Origin of the sequence: Hymenobacter cellulosilyticus, assembly GCF_022919215.1 — a bacterium.
Classification (GTDB): domain Bacteria; phylum Bacteroidota; class Bacteroidia; order Cytophagales; family Hymenobacteraceae; genus Hymenobacter; species Hymenobacter cellulosilyticus.
The window spans coordinates 2,864,047-2,887,518 of the sequence record NZ_CP095046.1 but is presented as its reverse complement, the minus strand read 5'-3'; the positions used below and the strand labels follow the sequence as shown (position 1 = coordinate 2,887,518).

General features: G+C 61.5%; 19 protein-coding genes and 1 tRNA gene. 16 read left to right on the top strand and 4 right to left on the bottom strand.

What is annotated here, in order from left to right; translation table 11 throughout:
• Positions 1 to 246: 246 nt before the first annotated feature.
• Entirely contained in the window at positions 247 to 4,743 is a 4,497-nt protein-coding gene (locus tag MUN79_RS14175; protein WP_244678242.1) for a DUF7619 domain-containing protein, read from the bottom strand.
• A gap of 301 nt (positions 4,744 to 5,044) precedes the next feature.
• On the opposite strand from MUN79_RS14175, the gene MUN79_RS14170 reads away from it, so the two are divergent.
• The 5 genes from MUN79_RS14170 (at position 5,045) to MUN79_RS14150 (ending at position 10,245) form a co-directional block, all read left to right on the top strand.
• On the top strand, positions 5,045 to 5,590 hold the full coding sequence (locus tag MUN79_RS14170) for a GNAT family N-acetyltransferase (RefSeq protein WP_244678241.1): 546 nt from the start codon (positions 5,045 to 5,047) through the stop codon (positions 5,588 to 5,590).
• 274 nt (positions 5,591 to 5,864) lie between these two features.
• The gene (locus MUN79_RS14165) at positions 5,865 to 8,558 is read left to right on the top strand and encodes a PAS domain-containing protein (protein ID WP_244678240.1); all 2,694 of its coding nucleotides are present in this window, start codon (positions 5,865 to 5,867) and stop codon (positions 8,556 to 8,558) included.
• A gap of 2 nt (positions 8,559 to 8,560) precedes the next feature.
• Positions 8,561 to 8,818, top strand: a complete 258-nt coding sequence (locus MUN79_RS14160) for an ATP-binding protein (protein WP_244678239.1) — start codon at positions 8,561 to 8,563, stop codon at positions 8,816 to 8,818.
• Between the two features lie 23 nt (positions 8,819 to 8,841).
• Positions 8,842 to 9,267: a response regulator gene (locus MUN79_RS14155; RefSeq protein WP_244678238.1), complete on the top strand. Its 426-nt coding sequence runs from the start codon at positions 8,842 to 8,844 to the stop codon at positions 9,265 to 9,267.
• 228 nt (positions 9,268 to 9,495) lie between these two features.
• On the top strand, positions 9,496 to 10,245 hold the full coding sequence (locus MUN79_RS14150) for a GAF domain-containing protein (protein ID WP_244678237.1): 750 nt from the start codon (positions 9,496 to 9,498) through the stop codon (positions 10,243 to 10,245).
• 28 nt (positions 10,246 to 10,273) lie between these two features.
• Here the strand turns inward: MUN79_RS14150 and MUN79_RS14145 are convergent, their stop codons facing one another.
• Positions 10,274 to 10,627, bottom strand: coding sequence for a hypothetical protein (locus tag MUN79_RS14145; protein ID WP_244678236.1), 354 nt, complete (start codon positions 10,625 to 10,627; stop codon positions 10,274 to 10,276).
• 274 nt (positions 10,628 to 10,901) lie between these two features.
• Here MUN79_RS14145 and MUN79_RS14140 point away from each other — a divergent pair, with 274 nt between their 5' ends.
• The 8 genes from MUN79_RS14140 (at position 10,902) to MUN79_RS14105 (ending at position 17,500) form a co-directional block, all read left to right on the top strand.
• Positions 10,902 to 11,300 carry a hypothetical protein gene (locus tag MUN79_RS14140; RefSeq protein WP_244678235.1) on the top strand — a complete coding sequence of 133 codons (399 nt, stop codon included), beginning with the start codon at positions 10,902 to 10,904 and terminating at the stop codon, positions 11,298 to 11,300.
• A 73-nt stretch (positions 11,301 to 11,373) separates the two neighbouring features.
• On the top strand, positions 11,374 to 11,775 hold the full coding sequence (locus tag MUN79_RS14135; RefSeq protein ID WP_244678234.1) for an STAS/SEC14 domain-containing protein: 402 nt from the start codon (positions 11,374 to 11,376) through the stop codon (positions 11,773 to 11,775).
• Between the two features lie 44 nt (positions 11,776 to 11,819).
• Positions 11,820 to 12,170, top strand: a complete 351-nt coding sequence (locus MUN79_RS14130) for a hypothetical protein (RefSeq protein ID WP_244678233.1) — start codon at positions 11,820 to 11,822, stop codon at positions 12,168 to 12,170.
• A 95-nt stretch (positions 12,171 to 12,265) separates the two neighbouring features.
• Positions 12,266 to 12,700: a hypothetical protein gene (locus tag MUN79_RS14125; RefSeq protein ID WP_244678232.1), complete on the top strand. Its 435-nt coding sequence runs from the start codon at positions 12,266 to 12,268 to the stop codon at positions 12,698 to 12,700.
• A 5-nt stretch (positions 12,701 to 12,705) separates the two neighbouring features.
• Positions 12,706 to 13,119: a hypothetical protein gene (locus MUN79_RS14120; protein WP_244678231.1), complete on the top strand. Its 414-nt coding sequence runs from the start codon at positions 12,706 to 12,708 to the stop codon at positions 13,117 to 13,119.
• 81 nt (positions 13,120 to 13,200) lie between these two features.
• Complete coding sequence (locus MUN79_RS14115) at positions 13,201 to 14,496, top strand: PAS domain-containing protein (RefSeq protein ID WP_244678230.1); 1,296 nt, start codon at positions 13,201 to 13,203, stop codon at positions 14,494 to 14,496.
• Between the two features lie 41 nt (positions 14,497 to 14,537).
• Positions 14,538 to 14,894 carry a hypothetical protein gene (locus MUN79_RS14110; RefSeq protein ID WP_244678229.1) on the top strand — a complete coding sequence of 119 codons (357 nt, stop codon included), beginning with the start codon at positions 14,538 to 14,540 and terminating at the stop codon, positions 14,892 to 14,894.
• A 107-nt stretch (positions 14,895 to 15,001) separates the two neighbouring features.
• On the top strand, positions 15,002 to 17,500 hold the full coding sequence (locus MUN79_RS14105) for a PAS domain-containing protein (RefSeq protein WP_244678228.1): 2,499 nt from the start codon (positions 15,002 to 15,004) through the stop codon (positions 17,498 to 17,500).
• Between the two features lie 294 nt (positions 17,501 to 17,794).
• On the opposite strand, the gene MUN79_RS14100 is transcribed toward MUN79_RS14105, so the two are convergent.
• Entirely contained in the window at positions 17,795 to 20,080 is a 2,286-nt protein-coding gene (locus MUN79_RS14100; protein ID WP_244678227.1) for a T9SS type A sorting domain-containing protein, read from the bottom strand.
• 676 nt (positions 20,081 to 20,756) lie between these two features.
• Positions 20,757 to 20,830: transfer RNA gene (locus MUN79_RS14095), tRNA-Ile, on the bottom strand.
• A 132-nt stretch (positions 20,831 to 20,962) separates the two neighbouring features.
• Here MUN79_RS14095 and MUN79_RS14090 point away from each other — a divergent pair.
• The 3 genes from MUN79_RS14090 to MUN79_RS14080 are packed head-to-tail and all read left to right on the top strand — an operon-like array spanning position 20,963 to position 23,461.
• On the top strand, positions 20,963 to 21,616 hold the full coding sequence (locus tag MUN79_RS14090) for an HAD family hydrolase (RefSeq protein ID WP_244678226.1): 654 nt from the start codon (positions 20,963 to 20,965) through the stop codon (positions 21,614 to 21,616).
• A complete protein-coding gene (locus tag MUN79_RS14085; RefSeq protein WP_244678225.1) occupies positions 21,594 to 22,799 on the top strand; it encodes a site-2 protease family protein in 1,206 nt (401 codons plus the stop codon). The genes MUN79_RS14090 and MUN79_RS14085 overlap by 23 nt, the downstream gene beginning before the upstream one ends.
• Positions 22,800 to 22,825: 26 nt before the next feature.
• Positions 22,826 to 23,461 (top strand): hypothetical protein, encoded by a 636-nt coding sequence (locus MUN79_RS14080; RefSeq protein WP_244678224.1) that lies wholly within the window; start codon positions 22,826 to 22,828, stop codon positions 23,459 to 23,461.
• The last annotated feature ends 11 nt before the right edge of the window (positions 23,462 to 23,472 follow it).

Here is a 23,472-nt window from a genome sequence, read left to right as displayed (position 1 = left end):
TGGCTTTCCGGTTGGAAAGGTGAATACGCCGACATACGAGCCAACCCCTTGCTTCGGCCATAAGGCCGGCCGGCGGCGTACGCCAAGCTCTTTACAAGTTAAGGAGCAAGACATAAGCAGCCGATACCCCTGTGGGCAGAGTAAAAGGCGAGCAACCTAGCGACCCAAACCGCTAAAACACAACGAGCGGGCCCTGGAGCCCGCTCGGTTTACGTGTGTATTCACCTCTTAAAATGACGCTGGTTTTTACAGCAACGTGATGCGTTTTACGACCCGGCCGGCCGGCGTCTCGATGACTGCTATGTACAGACCGGACCGGCAGTGGGCCAACGATACGGTCAGCTCATCGGCAGTAGCCGCCGGTACCATCTCAGTAGCAATCAAACCGCCAATAGAGTTGTAAATGCGCACCTGCTGAACAACAAAGTCGGCCTGCCGCCAGCTGACGGTAACTTTATCGTAGGTGGGCGTTGGGAAAACCGTAACGGCCTCGTTGAGCGGCAAGGCATTGACGCTGAAGGCTTCCCCAGACTTACCCTGGCCTCCGGCACCGGCCGCCGTCAATGTTCCCGTGCTGGCCCCGCGGGGCACTACTACTTCCACGCTCGTGGCCGTAGCCCGTAGCACGCGGGCAGCCAGGCCGCCAAAAAGAATGGTGTCATTCAAGCCTTCCTCGCGGAAATTGCGCCCAGTAAGGATAACGGACGTGCCCACCGGCCCTTGCGCAGGACTGAAACTGGTGATAACCGGGGCCGGAATAACGACCAAGCTCGCCACCGTCGTGGTTTGCCCACCGGGCGTCTGTACCTGAATAAGGCCGGTTTGGGCGGCGGCCGGCACCTTCACGATGACGCTCGTAGCGGAGGCCTGCAGCACTTGCCCAGCTTGCCCACCCCCAAACGTAACCACGTTACGGGCAGGAGCATCGGCAAAGTTGGTACCCGTCAGGGCCACTGAGGCGCCGGTACGGGCCCGGCCGGGCTGGGTGTTGCTTATGGTTGGCGGATACCAGACCATGAAAGGCTGCGCGCTTTCCACGGGCCCACCCAAGGTCCGAACCTTGATTTTGCCCAGCGTGGCGCCGGCTGGCACTTCTACCTGCAAACTACCAGTAGTGGCCTGCAGCACCCGGGCCGGAACTCCATTAAAGGTAACCGTATCTTGCCCGGCTACCGCCGAAAAGTGCGTTCCGGTTAAGACTACCACGGTGCCGGGCTTGCCTTCGCCCGGGGTCACAGCGCTGAGCGTAGGGGGCTGAAACACCGTGAAGCTGGTGCTGCGCGTGCCGCCGTCGGCCGTGGTCAGGGTCACTGCACCGGTGGTAGCGCCGGCCGGCACCCGCACGGTGAGGGTAGTAGCGGTTGCACTCTGCACCTGGGCCGCTACACCGTTGAAGGCGACGCGGTTAGTGGCGGCGACTGGGGAAAATTTACGTCCCGTGAGCGTTACCAGGGTGCCCAAGCGGCCCTGAACCGGCGCCATAGCCGTGATGCTGGGCGAGGCCAGCACGTCGGGGTACTGCAGGGCCAGGGCCGGCACCACGCTCCGGGGCATATCATAGATGCGGTTAGTCGTCGTATCGGTTCGGACAGCCTCGTTGTAATCAAAGAAAATGTCGGCGAAGTTGTCGATGCGGGTGCGGGCAGCCAAGGAAGCTTTGGGCTTGATGCTGAACTGCACGAAGCCGTTGCTGCCCGCCGGATTGCTGGCACTATCCGGCAGCAGGATGTTGTCGAAGGTGAAGGTTAGCACCGGCCGCTGCTGGCCGGATACGGTCAGGCGGTACGGGTGCGACACGGCCCCTACCCGCAGCGTGCTGATGTCCAGATCGGCAGACAGCGTATCGACTACCGCCACCCGGTAGGCCACGTCGTTGCCCGTATTCTGGAACCGGACCTGATACCGCAGCACTTCCTTGGTGGGCGTGTAGCGCTGGGCCGTGACGCCCTGGGGCACCACCTGCTTGTCGTTTGGATCGTAGGAATCGAGAATCGGCTGGCAGTCCTGGGATTCATCGGGGTGGGGCCCACCGGGCGACATGGCCAGCATGGCCGCGCTGGGCAGGGTGGTCGTACGCAGCGTGGGCAGCTCTACGGTGGCACCCGCCGTTGGCCCATAGGGATGGGTAGCAGGCTGGTCGACTTCTACCCGCACTACCGGTCCGGCCGGATTCCAGCGTAAGACCAGACTGTCGCCGGCGGCCAGGGAAAAGTTGCGGTTCAGCGCCAGCTGCGCATCCTGAAAAATGCGGAGCCCCAGACTATCCGTGGTAGCGGCCTGGCCCCGGTTACGCACGGCAAAGCGCGCCTGATTGCCCACTACCGTGCCACTGACGACCATCGACGCCCCATTCCAGCCCGCAGGCCCGGTGTAGACAGCGGTTGTGCGAATCCAGGCGCGGGTGCACACGGTAAGGCCGCGCAGGGCGGGATTGCCGCATACCACCGAATCCTGAATGGTGATAGTGCCTCGCTGATTTGGCTGCAGCGCCCCCACCTGAAACAGGTAGTGCCCAGCCTCGTTCCTGGTGAAGGGCGCATCGGCTTTCACCAGCACGACTTCCGGGGGCAGGGCCACCGTTACGGTAGCACTTGGTGAGGCCGCGAAGCCGATGTTAGCGTAGCTCACGGCCGTGATGTTGCGGAAGCAACGGCGCCGGCGGTTCGACGTCACGCTCACCGTCAGATGAGGCGCGTCGCTGACCTGGTTTCCAAAATCGGGCCCGCTGGCCACGTTACCGTAGGAGCGAAATGAAACCGCCGTTGGGCCGGCGCATAGCTCCTGCACCACCCGGCCGGGCTGGGGCTCAGGAAGAATTTGCTGCACGGTATAGGCTCCGGTATCTACGGCTACGGTATAGCTGCCGTTTTCATCGGTAAGGCCGTAATAGCCACCCGGCTCGGCCACCACGAGCATGTTTGGCAGGGCCGGCTCGTTGGCCTGCTGCTTGCAGTCGCTGTTCAGATCATGGAATACTTTGCCACTGATCAGGTTCTCGGGCGGGCGGTTGGTGGGCACGTAAAAGCGCAGCACATCATTGCCCCACATGGCACTGGTCAGCCGGGTACCATTCTGATTGATGGTAATAACCGCCGGATTGGCCCCCACAACCAGCTTTGCCTGCCGGTTGCCATAGCCCTCAAACATGGTGATGTAGTCGTTCTTACCGATGCTGGCGTAGACGTTGCCGGCTCCGTCCACGGCCAGGCCCGCGTCGCCGGCCGATAAGGAAGGAGAGCCTTGAAAAGTAGGCGGAAACACGGAAACAAACTCGCGCAACACCTGCCCGTTGGGGCTGAACTTCTGTACGCGGTGGCCAGCCCCGTCCGATACGTAGATGTTGCCCCGGTAATCCAATACTACCCCACGCGGCGCGTAGAACTTTCCGGCGCCGGGGCCGCCGGGCGCGCTGCCACTGCCGCCCGCCCCAATCATCTGCACCATCTGCCCCTGCGAATTATACTTGCGAACCCCGCTCCAGTAGTCGAGCACGAAGACGTTGCCGGCAGCATCCGCAGCAAGGTCGGAGGGAGAATAGCCGTTCGGATTGGTTTGGGGGTTGGGCAGGGAGATTTTACTGATAAACCGGCCCTGTGGGTCAAACTTCTGCACGCGGGGAGGAAAGCTCTGGCCTTCCAAGGCATAAATAAATCCGCGCGAGTCGACGGTAAAGCTGGTTAGCACGCCGAATTGACCGTCGGCCTGACCCGAACTACCGATTGTGAGCAGCTGCTGTCCGGCGGGGTTTATCTTGACGATGCGGGGCTGCTGTTGATCCATATAATAGATATTGCCCGCCTCATCCTGCCGCATGCGGCCGCCAAAGAGTCTTTCGTTGCCCCACTTCTTGAGCAACGCGCCAGTAGGACTCAGCTTGCGGATCGAACTGATGCTCTGCTCCCGGTCGGAGGCATCAAGGGCGTACACGTTGCCTTTGCCATCGAGGGCCAGGGCCGCGTGGGTGCCGTTGAAGGAGCCACTGCTGGCCCCAAAAGCGCCCAAGTGCGCACCCTGTGCGTTGTAGCGCTGCACGGCATTCAGCCGCGAGCTAACGACGTAGAGGTTTCCGGCCGCGTCAATTTCCAGCCCAATCGTTTGGTCGTTGAGCGAGCCGGTGAAGCGCAACGACAACGTGCCCAGCAGCTGTCCGGCGGCGCTTAGCCGGACGGCCGTATAGTTTTTATTCAACACGTACACGCTGCCGTCGGGCGCAAGCTTGACGTCTGAGGGCTGCACTAGGGCCTGAGCTCCGGTGGGGGCGTACACCCACTGTACCTGCCCGCTGGCATTTAGCTTTTGGAGGCGGTTATTGCCGGTATCGGCCACGTAGATGTTGCCGTCCGCATCTGCCGTCACTCCTTCGGGCTGCTGAAACTGCCCCGAGGCTGTGCCGGCCCGGCCAATTTGCAGGAGCGAGTCGCCCTGCGGGCTGTACTTGCGCACAAAGGAGGCCGCCCGGTTGACTACATATACATTGCTTTGCCCATCCAGGGCCAGGGAACGGTAGTCGGGGGTGCGCGTGGCCGAACGCAGGGGAATGGTTTGCAAATAGCGGCCCGTCGAATCAAGCTTTACCAGCCCCGCCCGGTCCAGCATGTGGATGACGCCGGTGGAGCTGACCTGGAGGTCCTGGGGAAAGTCGACCGGGGTGCCAAGCATGCGGTCGAGCCGGAAGCTGCGGAGCTGGGCGGAAGCCGAGGTAAAGGTTGCCAGCAAACAGGATAGCAGTAGAAGTTTTCTCATTCGAAGCTGTTAATGAATGTCATAGGAGTCACGCAGATAAGCCAGGCCACCACGGGGCAGCTACCGGAAGCAGGCTCTGCCAGCCTCAGTAATACCTGCCGGCAAAGGTAGATGAACAGCGTTATGGAACACTACCCGCGCGGAGCCAGAAGGCGGCTCCTGATGAATAATTGTCTTCGCGGAAACCGGAAACCCGCGCCCGTACAAAGATTTTATAGCTGCCGACGGTAAACCCACTTCTGGCCCCCAACTTTGGCGTGCCCGCAGGCTCCTTCCCTTCTACTACCTAGCCGTTCTTCGTATGCCCGCTTGGCTTAGCTTACAACCCAGCCTGGAAACCAGCACCATCCGGCTTGTGCCCCTGCAGGAGGCCGATTTTGACGAACTATACGCCGTGGCCGCCGACCCCAAAATCTGGGAGCAGCACCCCAACAAGGACCGGTGGCGCAGGGAAGTATTTGCCACCTTTTTCGAGGGAGCCGTGCAAAGCGGAGGCGCCTTTAAAATCGTGGACAAGGAAACCGGCGCTACCATGGGCAGCACCCGCCTGTACGACTACAGCCCGGAGGACAGCAGCATTCTGATCGGCTACACGTTTTACGGCACCAAGTACTGGGGCCGGGGCATCAACCTGGCGGTGAAAGCCTTGCTGCTCGACTATCTGTTTGAGTTCGTGGACACGGTGCGCTTTCACATCGGGGCCGGCAACGTACGGTCGCAAATTGCCATTCAGCGGCTGGGGGCCACCAAAGTAGCCGAGCAGGAGCTGGCTTATTACGGCGAGCAGCCCAAGCTCAACTTCGTATTTGAGATAACCAAGCCCACCTGGGCCGCCCGGAACGCCTGAGCTCTACGGCTAAGTGGCCGCAAAACCCGGCAGGTGCGGAAGCGTGGTGAAGCCTTACAAAGCAGGCCGTGTTTTGAACCTGCCAAACGGTGGATTTGCCCCGGTGCTGGGGTAGCGGGTAAAAACCAGCCCTCGTCCTGAACGTATCCCAACACGAGCTGTTTGCCGTGGTGGGCCCCGACGCGCTGGCGGCCTTCCTGGTCGTTAAGTACTTATCCGGCTTCGCTATCTTTTTCCGCGTGTTGCCCTGGCCCCAGCCAACCGGGCAGCCCTGGTGTATACGATTACCTTATTTGGCTTCACGGCTGTCTTCTGCTTGCTCTCCCCTACTTCGCTGTTTTCCCTTATCCAGGCGCTGCCCGACCCGACCCTGCTGCTATCCGCGGAGCTGCACATCGAGGCGGCCAGCGACACCTACCTGACGGCCACGCTGACCCGCCGGGAGCTCCTGCTGGGCCGAACGATGTTTGAGGTCTTTCCCGACAACCCCGCCACGCCCGAAGCCAATTCCGTTCACAACCTGCGCGCTTCCCTGCTCCGCGTGCTCGAAACCGGGCAGGCTCACCAGATGGCCCAGCAGCGCTACGACGTGCCCGACCCCAACCGGCCGGGCCAGTTTGTGGTGCGCTACTGGCAACCGCGCAATGCCCCCGTGTTTGACGAGCACGGACGGATAAGCCATATTCTGCACGTCGCCACGGATGTTACCGAAACTGTGGTGAGCCAGCAGCTGCTCCTGGCTAGCCAGCAGGCCCAGGAACAGCTGCTGGCCGAAGCAGAGGCCCAGCGCCAGCGCCTGCACCAGATTTTGATGGAGCTGCCAACCAGCGTAGCCACCTTTCACGGCCCCGACATGGTGTATTCCCTCGTCAGCCCCGGTTACCAGCAGCTTTTTCCCGCCCGCATCCTGCAGGGCCGGTCCATCCGGGAGGCCTTGCCCGAGCTGATAGATCAGCCGCATCTGACCTACATGAACCAGGTGTACCAGACCGGCGTGCCGTATTATGGCACCGAGGTAGAAGCCTGGGTGGACTTTGCCGGCACGGGCCAACTCAAGCGCCGCTACTTCAACATGTTTTTTCAGGCCTTGCGGGATGTCACCGGTACTGTGGATGGCCTCTTGAACTTTTCCTACGACGTGACCGAGCAGGTGGAGGCCCGCCAGCTGGTGCAGCATCTCAATCAGGAGCTTGAGGCCCGCGTGCAGGAGCGCACTCGGGAAGCGGAAATGGCCCGGGCCGAAGCCGAGGAGCAGCGCAACCGCCTGCTGCGCTTATTCGGTCAGGCCCCAGCGCTGATCAACCTCTTTACCGGCCCCGACCACGTCTGGACCTTGGTGCACCCAGGCACCCGCGAGTTGCTGCAACACCGCTCCCTGCTGGGCCTGCCCCGCCGCCAGGCCTTGCCCGAGTTGCCCGAAGAGCAGCATGAGCCCCTGGACCGGGTGTACCGCACCGGGGAGCCCGTGCACATGCTCGAAACGCTTCGCCGCCTGGACCGCTACCGCGACGGGCAGATGCACGACGAGTATTTCGACATTACCTTCCAGCCTATGTTCGACGCCACTGGCCAGATCGAGGGTGTGATGAGCTTTGCCGTCAACGTTACGGAGCGGGTGCGGGCCCGCCAGCAGAACGAAGCGCTGCAGGCTCAGGTGCTGGCCGCCGCCCAGCGCCGGGCCCAGGAGCGCGAGGCCTTGTTTCATATCCTGGCCGATACCCCCGCCGCCGTGGCCTTGCTGCGGGGCCCCCAGCACCGCTTCGAGTACGTCAATGCCGCTTATCAGCAACTTTTTCCCGAGCGCCAACTCACGGGACGTCCGGTAGCCGAGGTCCTGCCCGAAACTGAGTCGGCTGGCTTTCTGCAAGCCCTGGACACCGTGTTTCGTACCGGCGAAACGTTCTTCGGCACGGAACTGCCCATGCGTTTGGAGCCAACCCAGGAAGGCCCGGGCCAGGAGGTGTACTATACCTTTACCTACCAGGCCTACCGCGAAAACGACCAGATTGCGGGCATCTCCATCTTTGCCTTCGACGTCACGGAGCAGGTGCGCACCCGCCGGCAGCGCGAAGCCGAGCGCCAGCAGCTGCACACGCTGTTTATGGAAGCCCCGGCCCCCATCGTTATCCTCGACGGTCCTGAGCTGGTGTACCAGCTCGTCAACCCGGCCTACCAGCGCATTTTTCCCGGCCGCACGCTGCTGGGCAAACCATTGCTGGCAGCCATGCCCGAAATTGCCAGGGCGCCTATCTATCAGCAGCTGCGACGGGTATACGAAACGGGCGAAACGCTCGTGGCTCAGGAGCTGCCCTTGCAGCTGGCCCGCACCGAAGGAGGTCCGCTGGAGGAAATCTACTGGACCTTCACCTATCAGGCCCGCCGCAATGCCCAGGGCGAGGTTGATGGGGTGCTGGTGTTTGCCCACGAAGTAACCGACCAGGTGCAGGCCCGGCGCGTGGTGGAGGAAGGCGGGCAGCAGGCCCGGGCCCTGGCCGAAGAACTCCGGGCCGCCAACGAGCAGCTGGTGCGCACCAACGTGGACCTAGACAACTTCATCTACACCGCCTCCCACGACCTGAAAGCGCCTATCAGCAACATTGAGGGCCTGCTCTACCTGTTGCAGGAAGAGCTGCCCGCCGACGGTGAGCAAGGCCAGCACGTGGCCCCTACCCTGACGCGGATGCTGGGCTCGGTGGAGCGCTTCAAGCGCACCATTGACCATCTGACGGAGGTTTCCAAGCTCCAGAAAGAGCACGACACCCCGGCCACGTCCATCGATCTGGCCGCCATTATCGAAAATGTACGGCAGGACTTGCTGCCCTTGATCCAGGCCACCAGCGCCAAGCTGTTCATCGATGTAGCAGCCCGGCCGCCGATTCAGTTCTCGGAAAAAAACCTGCGCTCGGTGGTATATAACCTGCTCAGCAACGCCCTGAAGTACCATTCCCCGACCGGCCGCCCCGGGTAGATGTGCGAGCCCACGTTAAGCCGGGCTATACCGTGCTGGAGGTCCACGACAACGGCCTGGGCATTGAGCCGACGTACCGGCCGCGCCTGTTTCACATGTTTCAGCGCTTTCATACCCACGTCGAGGGCTCCGGCATTGGGCTCTACATGGTCAAGCGCATGGTAGAGAATGCCGGGGGCCACATCGAGGTGCACAGCCAACCCGGCGCCGGCACCACGTTTTTCGTACACCTGCTCCAGGTGTCGGGTACTACTGCCTGACCCACTCCTTTCTGTCCTGCTTTATGGCTGCCATTTCCTGCACCCTGCTCGTCGACGATGATGAGACGACTAACTACCTCAACCAGAGGCTGCTGCGGCGCATGGCCATTACGGACACCGTGCTGGTAGCCACCAACGGTCAGGAGGCGCTGGACTTACTGCACACGCACTGCGAGCCGGTGGCTTCTGCTACTTGCCCAGCCCTGATTCTGCTGGACATGAAAATGCCGCGCATGAACGGGGTAGAATTCCTGCAGGCCTACACCCAGCGCCTTTCGACCGACAACCCGGCCGTGGTCATTATCATGCTCACCACTTCCCTGAACCCGCTGGACGTGGCCAACATGCAGAACCTGCCCATTGCCGGCTACCTGACCAAGCCCCTGACCCGGGATAAGGTCGACCAGATTCTGCAAGAGCACTTTTCCTCGCCACCCGCGGCGCAGTAGTCCAAGGCCGGAGTAATACGCTGAGTTGCCCGCCGCAGCTTATACCTGCTTGGAGGAAAAAACAGGCAGCATCCGGGCGGGGCCCTTGGCGCAGCACGGGCCGCTCCTGTATCGGGGATGTTGTTATCTTTACCCGCAGCAGGAGGTCAGACCAGGAGGAAAAGCAGGGAAGGCACTGCCTTATTGCACCGGTTTCTTCTGGTAGCAGGCCCCGCTACCGCGTAATTTATGCCTACACCCACCTCGCTTATTCCCGCGAACGACCCCCAGCGCCTGCAGGCCCTGCTGCCCTATCTGTCGCTGGGTACGGAGCCCGATGCCGTCTTCGACGAAATCGTGCGCCTGACGGCCAAGCTGTTTCAGGTGCCTATTGCGTTGGTTTCGCTGGTAGAAGAAGGCAGTGTCTGGTTTAAGGCCAACTTTGGCTTGCCCGGGGCCGTGCGGGTAAACCGTGAGCAAAGCATCTGCTCGGTGGCCGTGCTGCACGAAGACACGACGGTGTACGAAGATCTGCAGCGGGAGCCCTGCCACCTGACCGACCCCAAGGTGGCCGAGGCGCTTGAGCTGCGGTTTTACGCCGGCCACCCGCTGCGCACCGAAGAAGGCCACCAGATTGGCGCCCTGTGCGTTATCGACCGGCAGCCCCGCACCCTTTCGGCTGTGGAACAGCGGCGGCTGCAGGCCCTGGCCGGGCTGGTCATGAAAATCCTGGATTTGCGCCAGCTGCTGCAGCAGCGCCCGGAGCAGGCCCAAGCCATCTGGACCCTGCTCTACGGCGAGTTGGATGACTTGCTGACCCGTATCGGCACGCTGACGAAGCTGGCACGCGGGGAAGCAGGAGCCAACAGCCCGGCCGGACCAGCCTCCCAGCACTCCATCGACGAGGAAGCGGAAGTGGTTATCTGGCTGCTGGAACAACACACAGCCGACGCGCTGGCCGCCTTGCGCCCTCCGGCTGAGCCGGAAGTTACCCACTAGTCGACCCCAAGGCCGGCGCTAAACCCGGCTACTCGCCCTCGGTCAGACGGCTCAGGGTCGGTATGGCGGGCAGCTGCAAGGGCAGCTGCTGGGCAATCTGCTCTATCACGGCCAGGGCCTGCTCCGTTTCCTGATACTGCTGCTCCCAGCTGGGCGCGGGAAAAGGCACCCGGGCAATGAGCTTGCGGAAGCTCTGCGAAAAGGCATGCTGCAAGTCTTTGGGCAGCTTTTGCACCTGCTTGTCGGGAATGCTCTGCATCAGGCGAGTCAGCTCCCGGCGAATAGCCAGCAGTACGCTCAGGCCAAAGGTGTCGGAAGAGTCACTGGCCTCAAGTTCCCGGCGCAGTTGGGTTAGTCGGGTATAGAACGGTGTGTTCATCATAGCTAATTATTGGCCTCCCCTACGCTTTAGCCGGCCAGCAGGTTCTACCGGCAGCGTTTTAGTGGCTTTTACCGGCCAGAAAATCAGCCCATCTACTTCCCGCGCGGCTACTCAATGGCTGGTGAGCAGCCGGTGGAGGTAATCAGGCAAAGTCTAGTAGCTTTGCCGCCCTTCGTTTACGCCGCGTGCATGGCGGGACCAGGTAAACCGGCGGGTTTCTACTTAGTAACCCTGTTCGGCCGCCTGCGTTGTAGCATTCCAATCCGTGTCGTTTATGCCTGTTCTTGCCTCCCACCCGGCCCTGGTGCTACACCTGCACCAGGGCACCCACAATGCTCTTGAAACCGAATGGCTTGGCTACGTGAGTAGCGCCGACTTCCGCCGCTATATTACCGAGGCTATTGCCCTGGCCCGGGAGCACCACGCCACTGCCTGGATAGCCAACGACCGGCTGCTGGGCGCCGTGCGGCCTAAAGACCTGACCTGGATTGGCCAAACCGTATTGCCCGCGCTGGTGGAGCTTGGAGTTGTCCGCTTTGCCCGCCTGGAGGCCGAGCAAACGCTCAACCGAATGCTCATCGGCAACCTGTACCAGGACACCACTCCCGGGCTGCCCTTCCAGACCCGCATGTTTACCGATGTGGACGAGGCCCGCACGTGGGCCCTCAGCTAAGGCTGCTCGGAGGGCAAGAGGTTTAATTGAGCACCAGGAGGCTACTGCAGCCCCTACTACGTATACCACACTCATGCAAGAATTGAAATCGTCATTAGGCAAGGTTTTTCTGACAATCGAAACCGACCTTGACAACCGCTGGATCTGGGTTACCTGGCAAGGCTACCTGACGGCGGCCAACATTCAGGAAGGTGCCCAGGCCTACACCGCCGCTCTGGCCAAGGCCGGATTTTCGTGCGTGCTGAATGATACGCGGCTGGTGCGCGGCCCCTGGGACCATTCCATGGACTGGGTCATCAACGAGTGGGCGCCCAACGCGGCGGCGGCCGGGCTGCGGCACTTTGCCATGATTACCACCCCGGCAACCCTGGCCGAGGGCTCGGCCGATGCTTTCTATTCCCAGCTAACGGCTTTTCAGGCCCGGGTTTTCGACAATCTGGAAGATGCCCAACACTGGCTTCTCTCCATCTGCTAGCCCAGCGGCCGCCGACACTTTTCCGCTTTTCCTCTCCCCCTCCTATGGCCCTGCGCATCCTCTCCGATACCCCGACCCTGACGATTTCACATGACTATGTGGAGAACTGGCTGCAGCTCGACTGGCATGGCAGCCCCAATGACGAGGAAGTTATGGCCGGTGCCCTGACGCTGCTGGACCTGCTGCGCCAGGAGCGCTGCACGAAGGTGCTGAACGACAACACCCACATCCACGGCCTCTGGGCCGACGCGGCCCGCTGGGGCGGGGAAGTATTTTTTCCCCAGCTCTACGACGCCGGCTGCCGCTACTTTGCCTGGATTCACTCCCCGAGCGCTACAGCCAGCTTTCCGCCGAGCTGGCCCTTCAGCACACCTCGGCCGGCATCGTGTTCCTGACCTTCCGCGACCCGGCCACGGCCCGTGAGTGGCTGCAGCGCATGTAGGCACCCGCTGGGACAGTAGCGGTATTCGTCTTTTCTTATTCGCACGGCATGATTACAACTCTTACCAACTCCTTTGATAAGCCCTACCTGTCCCTGGAGTGGGACCAAGCCAATGGCTGGATATATAACCGCTGGCAGGGCCTGCTCTCAACCGAGAATGTGATAAAAGGCTGTGAGCAGGTGCTGGCCCTGATGCAGCAAACCAAGTGCGTGTACCTGCTCAACGACAACCGGGAGGTGACCGGCTCCTGGAACCAGGCCAACGACTGGATAGCGCAGGAATGGATGCCCCGCGCCCTGGCCCTGGACCTGCGCCGCTTTGCCCACGTACTGGCCCCGGGCGTGTTCGGGCAAACGTCGGCCGAACAGATGCTGCAGCAAGTCAAAAACCGGTTTCAGATGGTGCTGTTTCACGATTTCACCGAGGCCCAGCGCTGGCTGCGCGAGGCCCAGCGCACCATTCTCCCCACCGACCCATCTTAGTGCGCATGCTGGTACCTGGAATTCGCCTGTATTTTGAGAATGCCGTGGGGCGGGTGCTGGAGCACCCCGATGGCTATGCCCTGATTCAGTACCACAGTGGGCCGCGGGAAATGCCGCTGCTGCAGGCCTTCCTGACCCACACCGGCCAGCTTATGCAGCTACGGGGCTGGCACCGCCTGCTCTCCGACCACCGGGTGATGCGGCCCTTTACTCCGGATGAAAGCGCCTGGATTCTAAGCTACTGGCTTAGCCGGCAGACGGAGGGTGGTGGGGTCATTACCGGGGCCGGCGTTTTTCCCGCCGAGCAGGTGGCCCGCATGCCCGCCGAGCACGTAGAGCAGGACGCTCACCGGCCCGGCCTTGTATTCCGCATGTTTGCCGACGAAAACCAAGCCGCTACTTGGCTGTTGCAACGCTAAATCGGGTTGCACTGCCAAGCTCAACTAAAACAACTATGCGCGCTTAACCCTACCTTTGGCCTTCTCCCCACTGTTCTTTGCATGCCTACTCCCGACTATCTGCACCTGTTTCGTCTGCTGCCCCACAACTACCTGTTGCTCCAGCCGGATGGGACCATCGTCGACAACTCCGATAAGCATGTAGGCGTGTCGATGCTGGGGCGTGAGCAGGCGGTGGGCCGCAATATTTTCGATGCCTACCCCTCGGCGCCGGAAAGCCAGCGGGACCTGAACGAGTCGCACGAATACGTGCGCCAGCACAAGCAGCCCCACACCATGCCCCTGACGCGCTACGACCTGCTGCGGCCGGAAGCGGAAGGCGGCGGGTTTGAGCAGCGCTACTGGCGCATTACGCACTACCCGGTGCTGGATGGCAACGGCGAGCTGCTCTATATTCTGCAGCACCCCGAGGATGTAACGGCCCAGCACGTGGCCGATGAGCAGCGGCGGGTGGCGGAGCAGGCTTTGCTGCTGGCCCAGCAACGGGCCCTGTTCACGCTCGAGGCCCTGCCGATGATGGTCTGGACGGCTCAGCCCGATGGTATTATCGACTATTTCAACCAGCGCTGGCTGAGCTTCACCGGCATAAAACCGGCCGAGGACACCACCCAGAGCTGGCAGTCGGTTATTCACCCCGACGACCTGCCACGCCTGTCCCGCGACTGGGGCCAGGCCATTGCCGAGCGGCGCCCCTACGAAGTGGAGTTCCGCATGCGCCGCCACGATGGGCTCTACCGCTGGGTATTGGCCCGCACCGTGCCCCAGCAGCAGCCCGATGGCAGCGTTGGGCTCTGGGTGGGCAGCGGCGTGGATATTCACGAGCAAAAGCAGCTGGTGCAGGAGCTGACCGAGGCCAACGAGCAGCAGTTGCTCCTGTCGGACCAGGCCTACCAGGCGGCCAAGCTAGCGCAAAGTCAGCGCGAAACGTTCTACAACCTGTTTATGCAGGCCCCGGCCCTTATTGCCATTGTGCGCGGCCCGCAGTACGTGTTTGAGTTTGCCAACCCGCCGTATCAGGAGCTGTTTGCCTCCGCCGAGCTGCTGGGCCGCACGGTGCTCGACGTGGTGCCCGAGGCTGCCGAGCAAGGTTTTATTGCCCTGCTGGACAACGTGTACCAAACCGGGGAGCCTTTCTACGGCACGGCCATGCCCTTGCAGCTGCACCGGCGCGCTACCGGCGTCATTGAGGAGCGCTACTTCGACTTCGCCTACCAGCCCTTCCGGGAGAACGGCCAGATTGTGGGCATCTTCAGCTTTGCCTTCGACGTGACCGAGCGGGAACGTATGCGCCAGCAGCTTGACCGGTTGTCGGGCACTAACGACCCAGCTCATGCGTAAGCGCCCGGCCTTGTTTCATTCCTCTTTACAGCACGACGCGCATGGATATCGATAGCCTGGAGTTTCAGCAGGCCCGCATCAAGCAGGTTGTGTTTAAGTCCCGGCTGCGTTCGGTGCTGTACGGCGTGCGCGAGCCCGACCCGGCCCTGTTCTCGCTGCGGGACAATCCGTTTGGGGAATGGCTTCGCTCTACGCTGATGCCGCGCTTTGGCATGGCCACGGAAGTGCGCAGCATCGAGCGGACCCTGCAGCAGATGCTGGTGCACGGCCAGGAGCTCGTGACACTCTACCAGCGCGGCCAGATTGAGAAAGCCCGGGCCGGCCTCGAGCAGATCGAGGGCTATGCGGCCGAAATCGACCAACAGCTGCAACAGCTGGAACGGCGCAACGCAGCGTAAGCGGCTATGGCCTTTGCCGTATTCATCATCCGCCGGCTTTTGAGCCGGTAGGCACATGTTTCGTTCCGGGGCATTCTGGCCTATACTTGCTTTTGCCGTTGCCCTCCATGAAGCCTGCCTCTCTTTTAACTGCTTTTTCGCCCCTCGAAGAGCTGTTCGATAATTTGCTTGCCGTGTCCCTGACCGGCGTCATTTTTTATATGCCGCTCTACAATGCGGCCGGGGAGCTGGTTGATTTTACCTTCGAATACCTCAACCCGGCGGCCCAGCGGATGATGCGCATGCCGGAGCGCCCCACGCTCACCCACAACGAGCAGTGGCCCCACAGCAAGCAGCACGGCACCTTCGACTTTCACGTGGAGGCCTTCGTGACCGGCGAGCCCCGCGAATACAACATCAACTACCAGGCCGACGGCTACGACAACTTCTACCGACTGGCGGCCCGCCGCTCCGGGGCCGGCCTGCTGGTGAGCTTCACCGATACGGCCGACCAGCCCCGCACGGCGGTGGAAGTAGCCTTGCGCGAAAGTCAGGTCGCCGAGCAAACGGCCCGGGCCCAGGTAGAGCGGCAGCGGCAGCAGCTTCAGCAGGTCTTTTACCAGGCCCCGGTAGCCATTGCCGTACTCGACGGCCCCGAGTACCGTATTTCGCTGGCCAACCCTTCCGTCTGCCAGATTTGGGGCCGCCCAGAAGAGCAGTTGCTCGGCGTTCCGCTGCTGGAGGCCCTGCCCGAATTGCAGGGTCAGGGCGTCAGTGAGCTGCTCAACGGCGTGCTGTATTCCGGTGAGCCGTTTATTGGCACTGAGCTGCCATTCCGGATGTTCCGGTACGGCCGCCTGGATACCATCTACTTTAACTTTGTTTATCAGCCCCAGCAAAATGAGCAGGGCGTAACCACCGGCGTGCTGGTAGTGGCCACTGATGTAACAGACCAGGTAGTGGCCCGCCAGCAAGTGCAGCAGCTCAACCAGGAGCTTGAAGCCCGGGTGCAGGAGCGTACGCAGGCGGCACTGGCCCTGCAGGCCGATCTGCTGGCCGCTACCCAGCGGCAGGCACAGGAGCGCGAAACCTTTTATCAGGTGTTTGAGCAAACTCCGGCCCTGATTGCGTTGCTGCGGGCCCCGAGCCACCGCTACGAGTACGTAAACCCCACTTATCAGGCCTTCTTTCCCGACCGGCCGCTGCTGGGGCTCAATTTGGCAGTGGCAGCCCCCGAACTGGTGGAACAAGGCTTTGGCAAGCTCATCGACCACGTGTACCAAACCGGGGAAACGTACTTTGGCCAGGAACTTCCCTTTGCGCCACCTCCTAAAGAGGGCGAGTTGCCTCGTGCCCGCTACTTCAACTTCACTTACCAGGCCTACCGCGAGAAAGGCGAAATTGCCGGCGTCTCCATCTTTGCTTTCGATGTCACCGAGCAAGTCCTGGCCCGCCAGGCGCGTGAGGAAGAGCGCCAGCAACTACAGGCCGTCTTTACGCAGGCTCCCGTTGCCGTGTGCGTCTTTCAGGGCCAAGACTACACGCTTGACCTTGTCAATCCGCCTATGTGCGAAATGCTGGGCCAGCCCTATCCGGCCCTGATAGGGCAGCCTTTTTTTGACGCGCTACCTGAATTACGCAGCCAGGGACTCGCCGAGCTGCTGGCTACCGTGCGCCGCACCGCCATTCCCTATGTGGCCCAGGAGCAGGAAATTCAGCTGGCCCGCCACCAGCCCGGAGCCCCGGGCTACTTCAACTTCGTGTACCAGCCCCTGCTCACGGCCGACGACCACGTGATGGGCATTGTGTGCGTGGCCACGGACGTAACGGAGCAGGTGCTGGCCCGCCGGCAGGTGCAGGACCTCAACCAGGAGCTGGCCGCCATCAACGAGGAGCTGCAGGCCACCAATGAGGAACTGGGCGAGAGCAACCAGCAGCTCACCCGCATCAATGTGGACCTGGACAACTTCATTTACACGGCCTCGCACGATTTGCGGGAGCCCATCACCAACCTCGAAGGCCTGATTGAGGCCCTGCAGGAAGAGCTGCCGGCGTCATCCTTCCAGGTCCCGCTCGTGTCCTCACTGCTGACGATGATTCACGAGGCCGTAGCCCGCTTCCAGCTGACCATCGCGCAGCTCACCGACCTGGCCCAGTTGCAGCAGGCCCAGCTGCAGCCCCCTGAGGCAGTTGATGTGGCGGCCCTGGTTGAGTCCATCCGCTTGGATCTGGCGCCTCGCCTGGCAGCTGCCGATGCCTTGCTATCCGTGGCTATAACAACAGGGCTGGCCATCTCGTTTGCACCCAAACATCTGCGCAGCATCCTCTACAATCTGCTCAGCAACGCCGTAAAGTACCGGGACCCTGCCCGGCGCCCGGTTATAGCGCTGCGCTGTTTCCGGGTGGCCGATAAAGTATTGCTGGAAGTGCAAGACAACGGCTTGGGACTGGATGCAACTCAACAAACTAAGTTATTTGGCCTGTTTCAGCGCCTGCACCACGACGTGGAAGGTTCCGGCATCGGCCTGTACATGGTTAAGCGCATTGTCGACAACGTTGGGGGCAGTATTACCGTCCGCAGCCAGCCTGGGGTAGGCACTGTGTTTTCTGTTTACCTCAGTAATTAAGTGAAGGAATATCCGGCCGGGACTTAACGGTTTTAAATCCCCATTTACGAAGGTGCAAATCTGCCGAGTGCCAGGCTTTTAGCGGAGAAGGCAGTAACCAGGCGAATACACTAGGGCAGAAATACATACAAAGGCGACGAGGCTGCATAAGCATCCGCTTTTCGCTGGACAGATTTATCGGGGCGTGGCTCATTTCTGAGGTAGCCATAGGCGCCGCCTTTGCAAAAACAGCCGCTGCAATGATGCAGCGGCTGTTACAGGATACCCCTACGACCAGTTCTACTACTTGTTTATTCAGGGCTGCACCTGCACCTTGCTGGTGAGCGTCGTGCCCTCTGCCGTGCGCAGGCTTACCTGATAGAGGCCGGCCGGTACCGTCCTGAGCGCGACGAGCAGCATCGATTGATCCGCCGCCAGCACCACCTGCTGGCGGCGTACCTGCTGGCCCAGCACATTTCGCACCAGCAGCTCGGCCCGGCGGCTGCCGCTGACAAAGCCCGTGGGCAGGGCCAGCGTAAAGCTGCCGCTGGTAGGATTCGGGTAAGCGGCAGCTACCTGCCCGCGGCGGCCGGCAACGGCGCTGGCCGTGATGGGCTGAATGACGAGGTTGTCGATGGCCCATCCCCAGCCGTGAATGCTGGCATTGGAGGAAAGCGTGAAGCGCAGCCGCACCACGTCGCCGGTGGCGTAAGTCTGCCGGAGGTTAATGGTAGCCCGGCGGTACAGACTTTCGGTAGGCACCCCGGTGGAGTTGTTGCTCGCGTCGCGCGGATTGTAAAGCGTCGCCCAGGCATTAACCGCACTAGACTGGTAAAAACCCAAAGACCTCCAGGTGGTTCCGTCGTCCTTGCTGCCTTCCACGCGCACCATGTCGTCGCTGAAGCTAATCGAGTTCGGAATGTCGGGCCCGACGAAGGCAATGTGGTCGAAGCTGAGCGTGGCGGCCGTGGCGCGCACGACGATGGGCTGCAGCAGCAGGTAGGTGAAACTGGCGTTGTTTCCGTACGGATGAGTGCTGTGCAGGGCGGAATTGGCGAAGCCCGCCGGCTGGGTTACCGTGAAACCATTACCGGTGAAGTCGAGTGGCGTGGGCGTGTCAAAATCGTTGGCGTAGCTGACCTGCGGGGTTTTGTAGCCGACGATGTTCACGGTGTACACGCCGCTGGCCGGGGCCGTGGCTTGGTTGGGCGTGCTGGCCCCGTCGCGTGCTACGAGACGGTAGGTTAGCACGTCGCCTGGCTCGAGGGGACCGGCAGCAGTGCCTAGCGTAGCCGTATACACCGAACTGCTGCCTTGCTGTGCCAGCGTCAGGGCCGGCCGGGCTATGCCATTGATGCTGTACTCCAGCGCGACGGTGCCCATGCCCACGCTGTCCACCACCTGCGCTGTAAGGGTCAGGGGCAGCTGCTCGGTGAAAAGTTGGGTGAGCGGCTGGTGCTGAATAAGGGGCGGCACCACATCGGGGCCCACGAAGAACTCGTACCAGGGCTGCACTGCCCCCGGCAAGGAAGCGGCTGGGGCGGTGTACAGGCGGCTGGTTTGGTTGTCGGCGGCGGCTAGGTAGTAGCGCACCGTTTTGCCGCCCCCCGGGTTGGGAATCGTGGCCGTGTATTCGTTGGCCGAGCCTGTAGCCGTCAGCGGCAATGATACCGGAGCGGCGTTGTCAACCTGGTAGTTCAGCTGCAACGACCCGGGCGTGAGCGTGCCGTCGCTCACGATGGTAGCCGTGACGGGGAAGTTCTGCGCCGTTTCGGTGCTGCGGAGCGGCCGGTGACGAATGGCGGTGCCCGCCCAGCCCATTTCGTACAGCATATTCAGCATCAGCGGGCCTGGATTATGTACGGCCTCGCCGGCGCCGCGAAATGGGGTCATCAGCGAGTTGGCGTTGCCGGCGGGGTAGGCGTTTTCATCGAAGTGACTGAGGCTGGAGCCGTCGGCAAAGGTACTGGGAGCATAAATGCGCGGCAGCTGCCCGCCGTTGGCGGCCGCTGCCAGCGGGCTATTGAAGTACAGCTGCCCACTAATCAGCTGGGCCGTCAGCGCAGCCGAAGGGTTGGCAAATAGGGCCGGGTTGGCCAACTGCTGCCCGGCCTGGTTTTCAAGATGAGTGGTGAAGAGGGTAAGTGGGATGCCCTGGGGCGTGGCGGGAAATTCGGGGAAAGCCTTGAATTGCGCGTCGAAGCCTAGGCCGTGACCAAGTTCGTGCAGCACCACCGAGACGAAGTCCAGCTGCGTGTCTCCGGGATTGGCATCGGTACCAAAATACCACGTTTGGTTGCTATTAAAAGCCAGCAGGATGTCTGGGTCAGTGGTCGGATTTAGCTCGCGGCCAGCCAGCTTTTCGGCCAGGGGCGCCGGGTACAGCACGTTGCGCCGGTGCCCGCCGTTGACGGCCATGAACTTGGTGGTGGGATACGAGCCGCCCAGCGGTCCGGGACCCAGGCTTTGCCAGGAGGCCTGCACCCGAATGGGCACCGGCGAGTTGATTTGTGCCGCCCAGATGCCCGTGGCGTAGTCGAAGGCCGCGCGGGCGGCGGCGGGGAAGTTGGACGAATATGTCACTACGAAGTTGGCAGCCATCGGGCGCTGGGCAGAGCCAGGCCGAAAGTTGGCAGGGGCAACCACCCGCGTATGTGCCGGCAGGCCAACAGGACAAAGAATGGGGTGGCTTCCTTGGGCCGGCACTGGTACGAAGGCTTGCCCGGCAGCCGAGCGCAACAGGGCCATCAGCCCCAACAGGAGTAGGAATTGCTTCATAGGTAAGGATGAAAATAGAAAAGCCGGCTACCACCAGCAACGCTTGCGCCCTACAAAGCTACGGCCGCTAAACTTTCCAGTGAAGTGCATTTCGTACTAGTAGAATGCCAGGCAAAAAGCAGTACGGCACTTTCTTGAGGGAAACATCGCCCGATGACTTGTTCTCGGCCACCTTCTTATTGATGGCTTTCCCACCACACCCTTTTGACCTGCTGCAGGGGCCATCCGTACGAAACGGTCATCTGCTCAGCTCTGCTTGGCTCGCGTGGTTATGGCCAAAGTTCATTTCCCGCGCGCACTCGTTCGACCAGGCCTCATCCGTTAGCTCAGCATTAAGCTTGCTCGTGCCCTCAGAGCCCAGTGCCTCTTGCGCTGCATGGCGGACACGGTTTCCAGGGCATGAAAGAGTCAGCTCTTTTCCTCCGTTTCACTTATGGTTTATTAAATAAACCAAAAAAGCCTCCCTATGTACTACAGGGAGGCTTTTGCATAATGTTCGTGGGCCCAACTGGAATCGAACCAGTGACCTGCTGATTATGAGTCAGCTGCTCTAACCGATTGAGCTATAGGCCCGGCTAAAACCTCCCGGAGTTGGTTTCGGCACTGCAAACTTCGAAGTTTGCAGCCGTATTTCCAATTCTTAAATCTGGTAAGGTCGCGGGCGGCAGCTTTTGCCGGCGCTGGTCTTGCTCACGCAGCATCTGTATGTCAGGAAAAAAACCAAATCTGCTTTTTGATTTCGGCGGAGTTATCATCAATATCAACTACCAGCTTACGGTGGACGCCATGCGCAGGCTAAGCCGGGCCAGCAGCACCATTGAGTTTAATCAGCAAAGCCAGTCGGAATTGTTTGACCGGATGGAAACCGGGCGCCTGACGCCGCAGGAGTTTCGGGCCGGGCTGCGCCACCACTACGACCTAGAGGGCACCGACGAGCAGCTTGACGAGGCCTGGAACGCCATGCTGCTCGACGTGCCAGCCGAGCGTCTGGCTTTTATTGCCGAGCTGCGCGCCCAGGGCCACCAGATGGCGTTGCTCAGCAATACCAACCAGATTCACATCGAGGAAATCAATCGGCGGCTTCAAACGCAGTACGGCTTTGCCCACGGCATTGCCGATTGCCTCGACCGGGTATTTTACTCCCAGCAGGTGGGCTTGCGCAAGCCCGGCCCCGAGATATTTGAGCATGCGCTGCGGGAAATGAACTGGAAGGCGGCCGAAACTCTTTTCATCGAGGACAGTTTTCAGCATATCGAAACGGCCCAGCGCCTGGGGCTGCCCACGCTGTTTTTAGCTCCTCCCCTCACCCTCACCGACGCCCTTCCCGCTGCCATCCGTGCCTTCCCTGCCTCTGCCTGACGCACCCGCTCCCGAGTCGCTGCCGGCGTCCGAACCGGAGTTTGACCGCTACGAGCGGCCTGAGCCTCCGCGCTGGCGCGTTTACTCATGGCACCTGTTGCTGTTTCTGCTCACGCTGCTTACTACCACGCTGGCTGGGGCCGAGTGGATGACCAATACTTACTTCTTCACCCAGTTCTCCATTGATGACCCGCGGGCTGCTTTCCGGCTGAGCGGGTGGCTCAGCCAGCAGCAAGTGCTGCGCGGACTCTGGTTTTCAGTGCCGTTTCTGGGCGTGCTGACCGTGCACGAGTTTGGCCACTACTTCACGGCCCGCTACTACCGGGTGCGGGCCTCCCTGCCCTACTATATTCCGTTTTTTACCGGTGCCTTCAGCACCATTGGCACGTTTGGCGCCGTCATCCGCATTAAGGACCGGATATTCTCCCGCAAGGAATTTTTCGATATCGGGCTGGCCGGGCCGCTGGCGGGCTTTCTGGTGGCAGTGCCCGTGCTAATTTACGGCTTTACTCACCTGCCGGCGCTCCCTCCGCCGGTGTCCGAGCAACTCCTCGAACACAGCGGTTTGGAGTACGGTATTACCCTGAGCCGGCCCTTGCTCTACCGGCTGCTGGAGTCTTGGTTTGCCGACCCGACCCGCCTGCCGGCCCTCGTCGACCTGCCCCAGTACCCGGTACTGCTGGCCGGTTCTCTGGCCTTGTTTTTCACTGCTCTCAACCTGCTGCCCATCGGTCAGCTCGACGGCGGGCATATTCTGTACGGACTGCTGGGCTTCCGGCGGTTCAACCGGCTGTCGGTGGTTTTCTTCGTGGGCTTTATCTTCTACGCCGGGCTGGGCATTTTCAGCTTCAACCGCAGCGTCGACTTCTGGCTTTACGGCGGGGTGCCCTACCTGCTGTACCTCTACCTGGTATTTCGCAGCACCGTGCCTACGGTGCGGCGCACGGTGCTGCTGCTGCTAAGTGTGCTGGCCGGGCAGCTGGCCCTCACGCTGGCGGTGCCGGGCATTGAGGGCAACCCGGGCTGGCTGGTATTTGGTCTGTTGCTGGGCCGCTTCACGGGCATTTTTCACCCTCCGGCACCCGATGAGCGGGCTTTAAGTTTGGGCCGCAAGGTGTTAGGCTGGGTTATGCTCGCTATTTTCGTTCTCTGTTTCTCGCCTTCGCCCTTTGCGTTTCTTTAATCCGGCTACGGCTGGTAGTTCAACCTATGTTTTTCGAACAACGTCAGCTTACGCGCACCATGCAGCTGGCTCTGCGACCCCACGGCTTGTACGTGTGTGAGCGCAACGGCCAAGGCCGCACCATTCTGGAATTTGAGATGCCCTACGAGGAAGTGCTGCCCGTGCGGGTGGAGCGCACCAGCACGACGCCCCAGCTGAAATGGCTGCCCTTTGCCCTGTTCTGGGTGACCTCGTCGGTGTTGCAGCACGCGGCCAAGCGCCCGGGCGGCCTCACCAATGTAGAATGGGCCGCCGCTTTCGGAGCCGGTTTGCTGCTGATTGGAGGGTACCTTTACGGGCGGAATAACTGGTGGAAGCACTTCACCCTGGGCACAGCCCGGGCCACCATCAACTTGCTCGACCGGCCCGGTCAGCGCCACGCCCTCGACCACTTTGCCCACGCCCTCGACCAGCGCACCAAGGCCTACCTCAAGGAGCACTACGCGGCCGTCAATCCTCTGGGCATTATCGAGCCCCAGCTGCAGCGCCTGCACTGGCTCAAGCATCTCAACGTCGTCAGTGAAGCCGAGGCCCGTGCCCTGGCCACCCGCCTCACCGGTCAGGTCCCGACGGCTCCCCTGGTCAGCATGGGCCAGGTGCTGGATGCGCCCTACGTGAATTAGTTCTCTTTTCT

Coding starts and splice junctions, on each gene's coding strand:
- MUN79_RS14175 (WP_244678242.1), bottom strand. CDS start 4,743: ATGAGAAAACTTCTACTGCTATCCTGTTTGCTGGCAACCTTTACCTCG.
- MUN79_RS14120 (WP_244678231.1), top strand. CDS start 12,706: ATGCTGGTACCTGGAATTCGCCTGTATTTTGAGAATGCCGTGGGGCGG.
- MUN79_RS14080 (WP_244678224.1), top strand. CDS start 22,826: ATGTTTTTCGAACAACGTCAGCTTACGCGCACCATGCAGCTGGCTCTG.
- MUN79_RS14155 (WP_244678238.1), top strand. CDS start 8,842: ATGGCTGCCATTTCCTGCACCCTGCTCGTCGACGATGATGAGACGACT.
- MUN79_RS14145 (WP_244678236.1), bottom strand. CDS start 10,627: ATGATGAACACACCGTTCTATACCCGACTAACCCAACTGCGCCGGGAA.
- MUN79_RS14110 (WP_244678229.1), top strand. CDS start 14,538: ATGGATATCGATAGCCTGGAGTTTCAGCAGGCCCGCATCAAGCAGGTT.
- MUN79_RS14125 (WP_244678232.1), top strand. CDS start 12,266: ATGATTACAACTCTTACCAACTCCTTTGATAAGCCCTACCTGTCCCTG.
- MUN79_RS14090 (WP_244678226.1), top strand. CDS start 20,963: ATGTCAGGAAAAAAACCAAATCTGCTTTTTGATTTCGGCGGAGTTATC.
- MUN79_RS14130 (WP_244678233.1), top strand. CDS start 11,820: ATGGCCCTGCGCATCCTCTCCGATACCCCGACCCTGACGATTTCACAT.
- MUN79_RS14135 (WP_244678234.1), top strand. CDS start 11,374: ATGCAAGAATTGAAATCGTCATTAGGCAAGGTTTTTCTGACAATCGAA.
- MUN79_RS14105 (WP_244678228.1), top strand. CDS start 15,002: ATGAAGCCTGCCTCTCTTTTAACTGCTTTTTCGCCCCTCGAAGAGCTG.
- MUN79_RS14150 (WP_244678237.1), top strand. CDS start 9,496: ATGCCTACACCCACCTCGCTTATTCCCGCGAACGACCCCCAGCGCCTG.
- MUN79_RS14140 (WP_244678235.1), top strand. CDS start 10,902: ATGCCTGTTCTTGCCTCCCACCCGGCCCTGGTGCTACACCTGCACCAG.
- MUN79_RS14115 (WP_244678230.1), top strand. CDS start 13,201: ATGCCTACTCCCGACTATCTGCACCTGTTTCGTCTGCTGCCCCACAAC.
- MUN79_RS14100 (WP_244678227.1), bottom strand. CDS start 20,080: ATGGCTGCCAACTTCGTAGTGACATATTCGTCCAACTTCCCCGCCGCC.
- MUN79_RS14170 (WP_244678241.1), top strand. CDS start 5,045: ATGCCCGCTTGGCTTAGCTTACAACCCAGCCTGGAAACCAGCACCATC.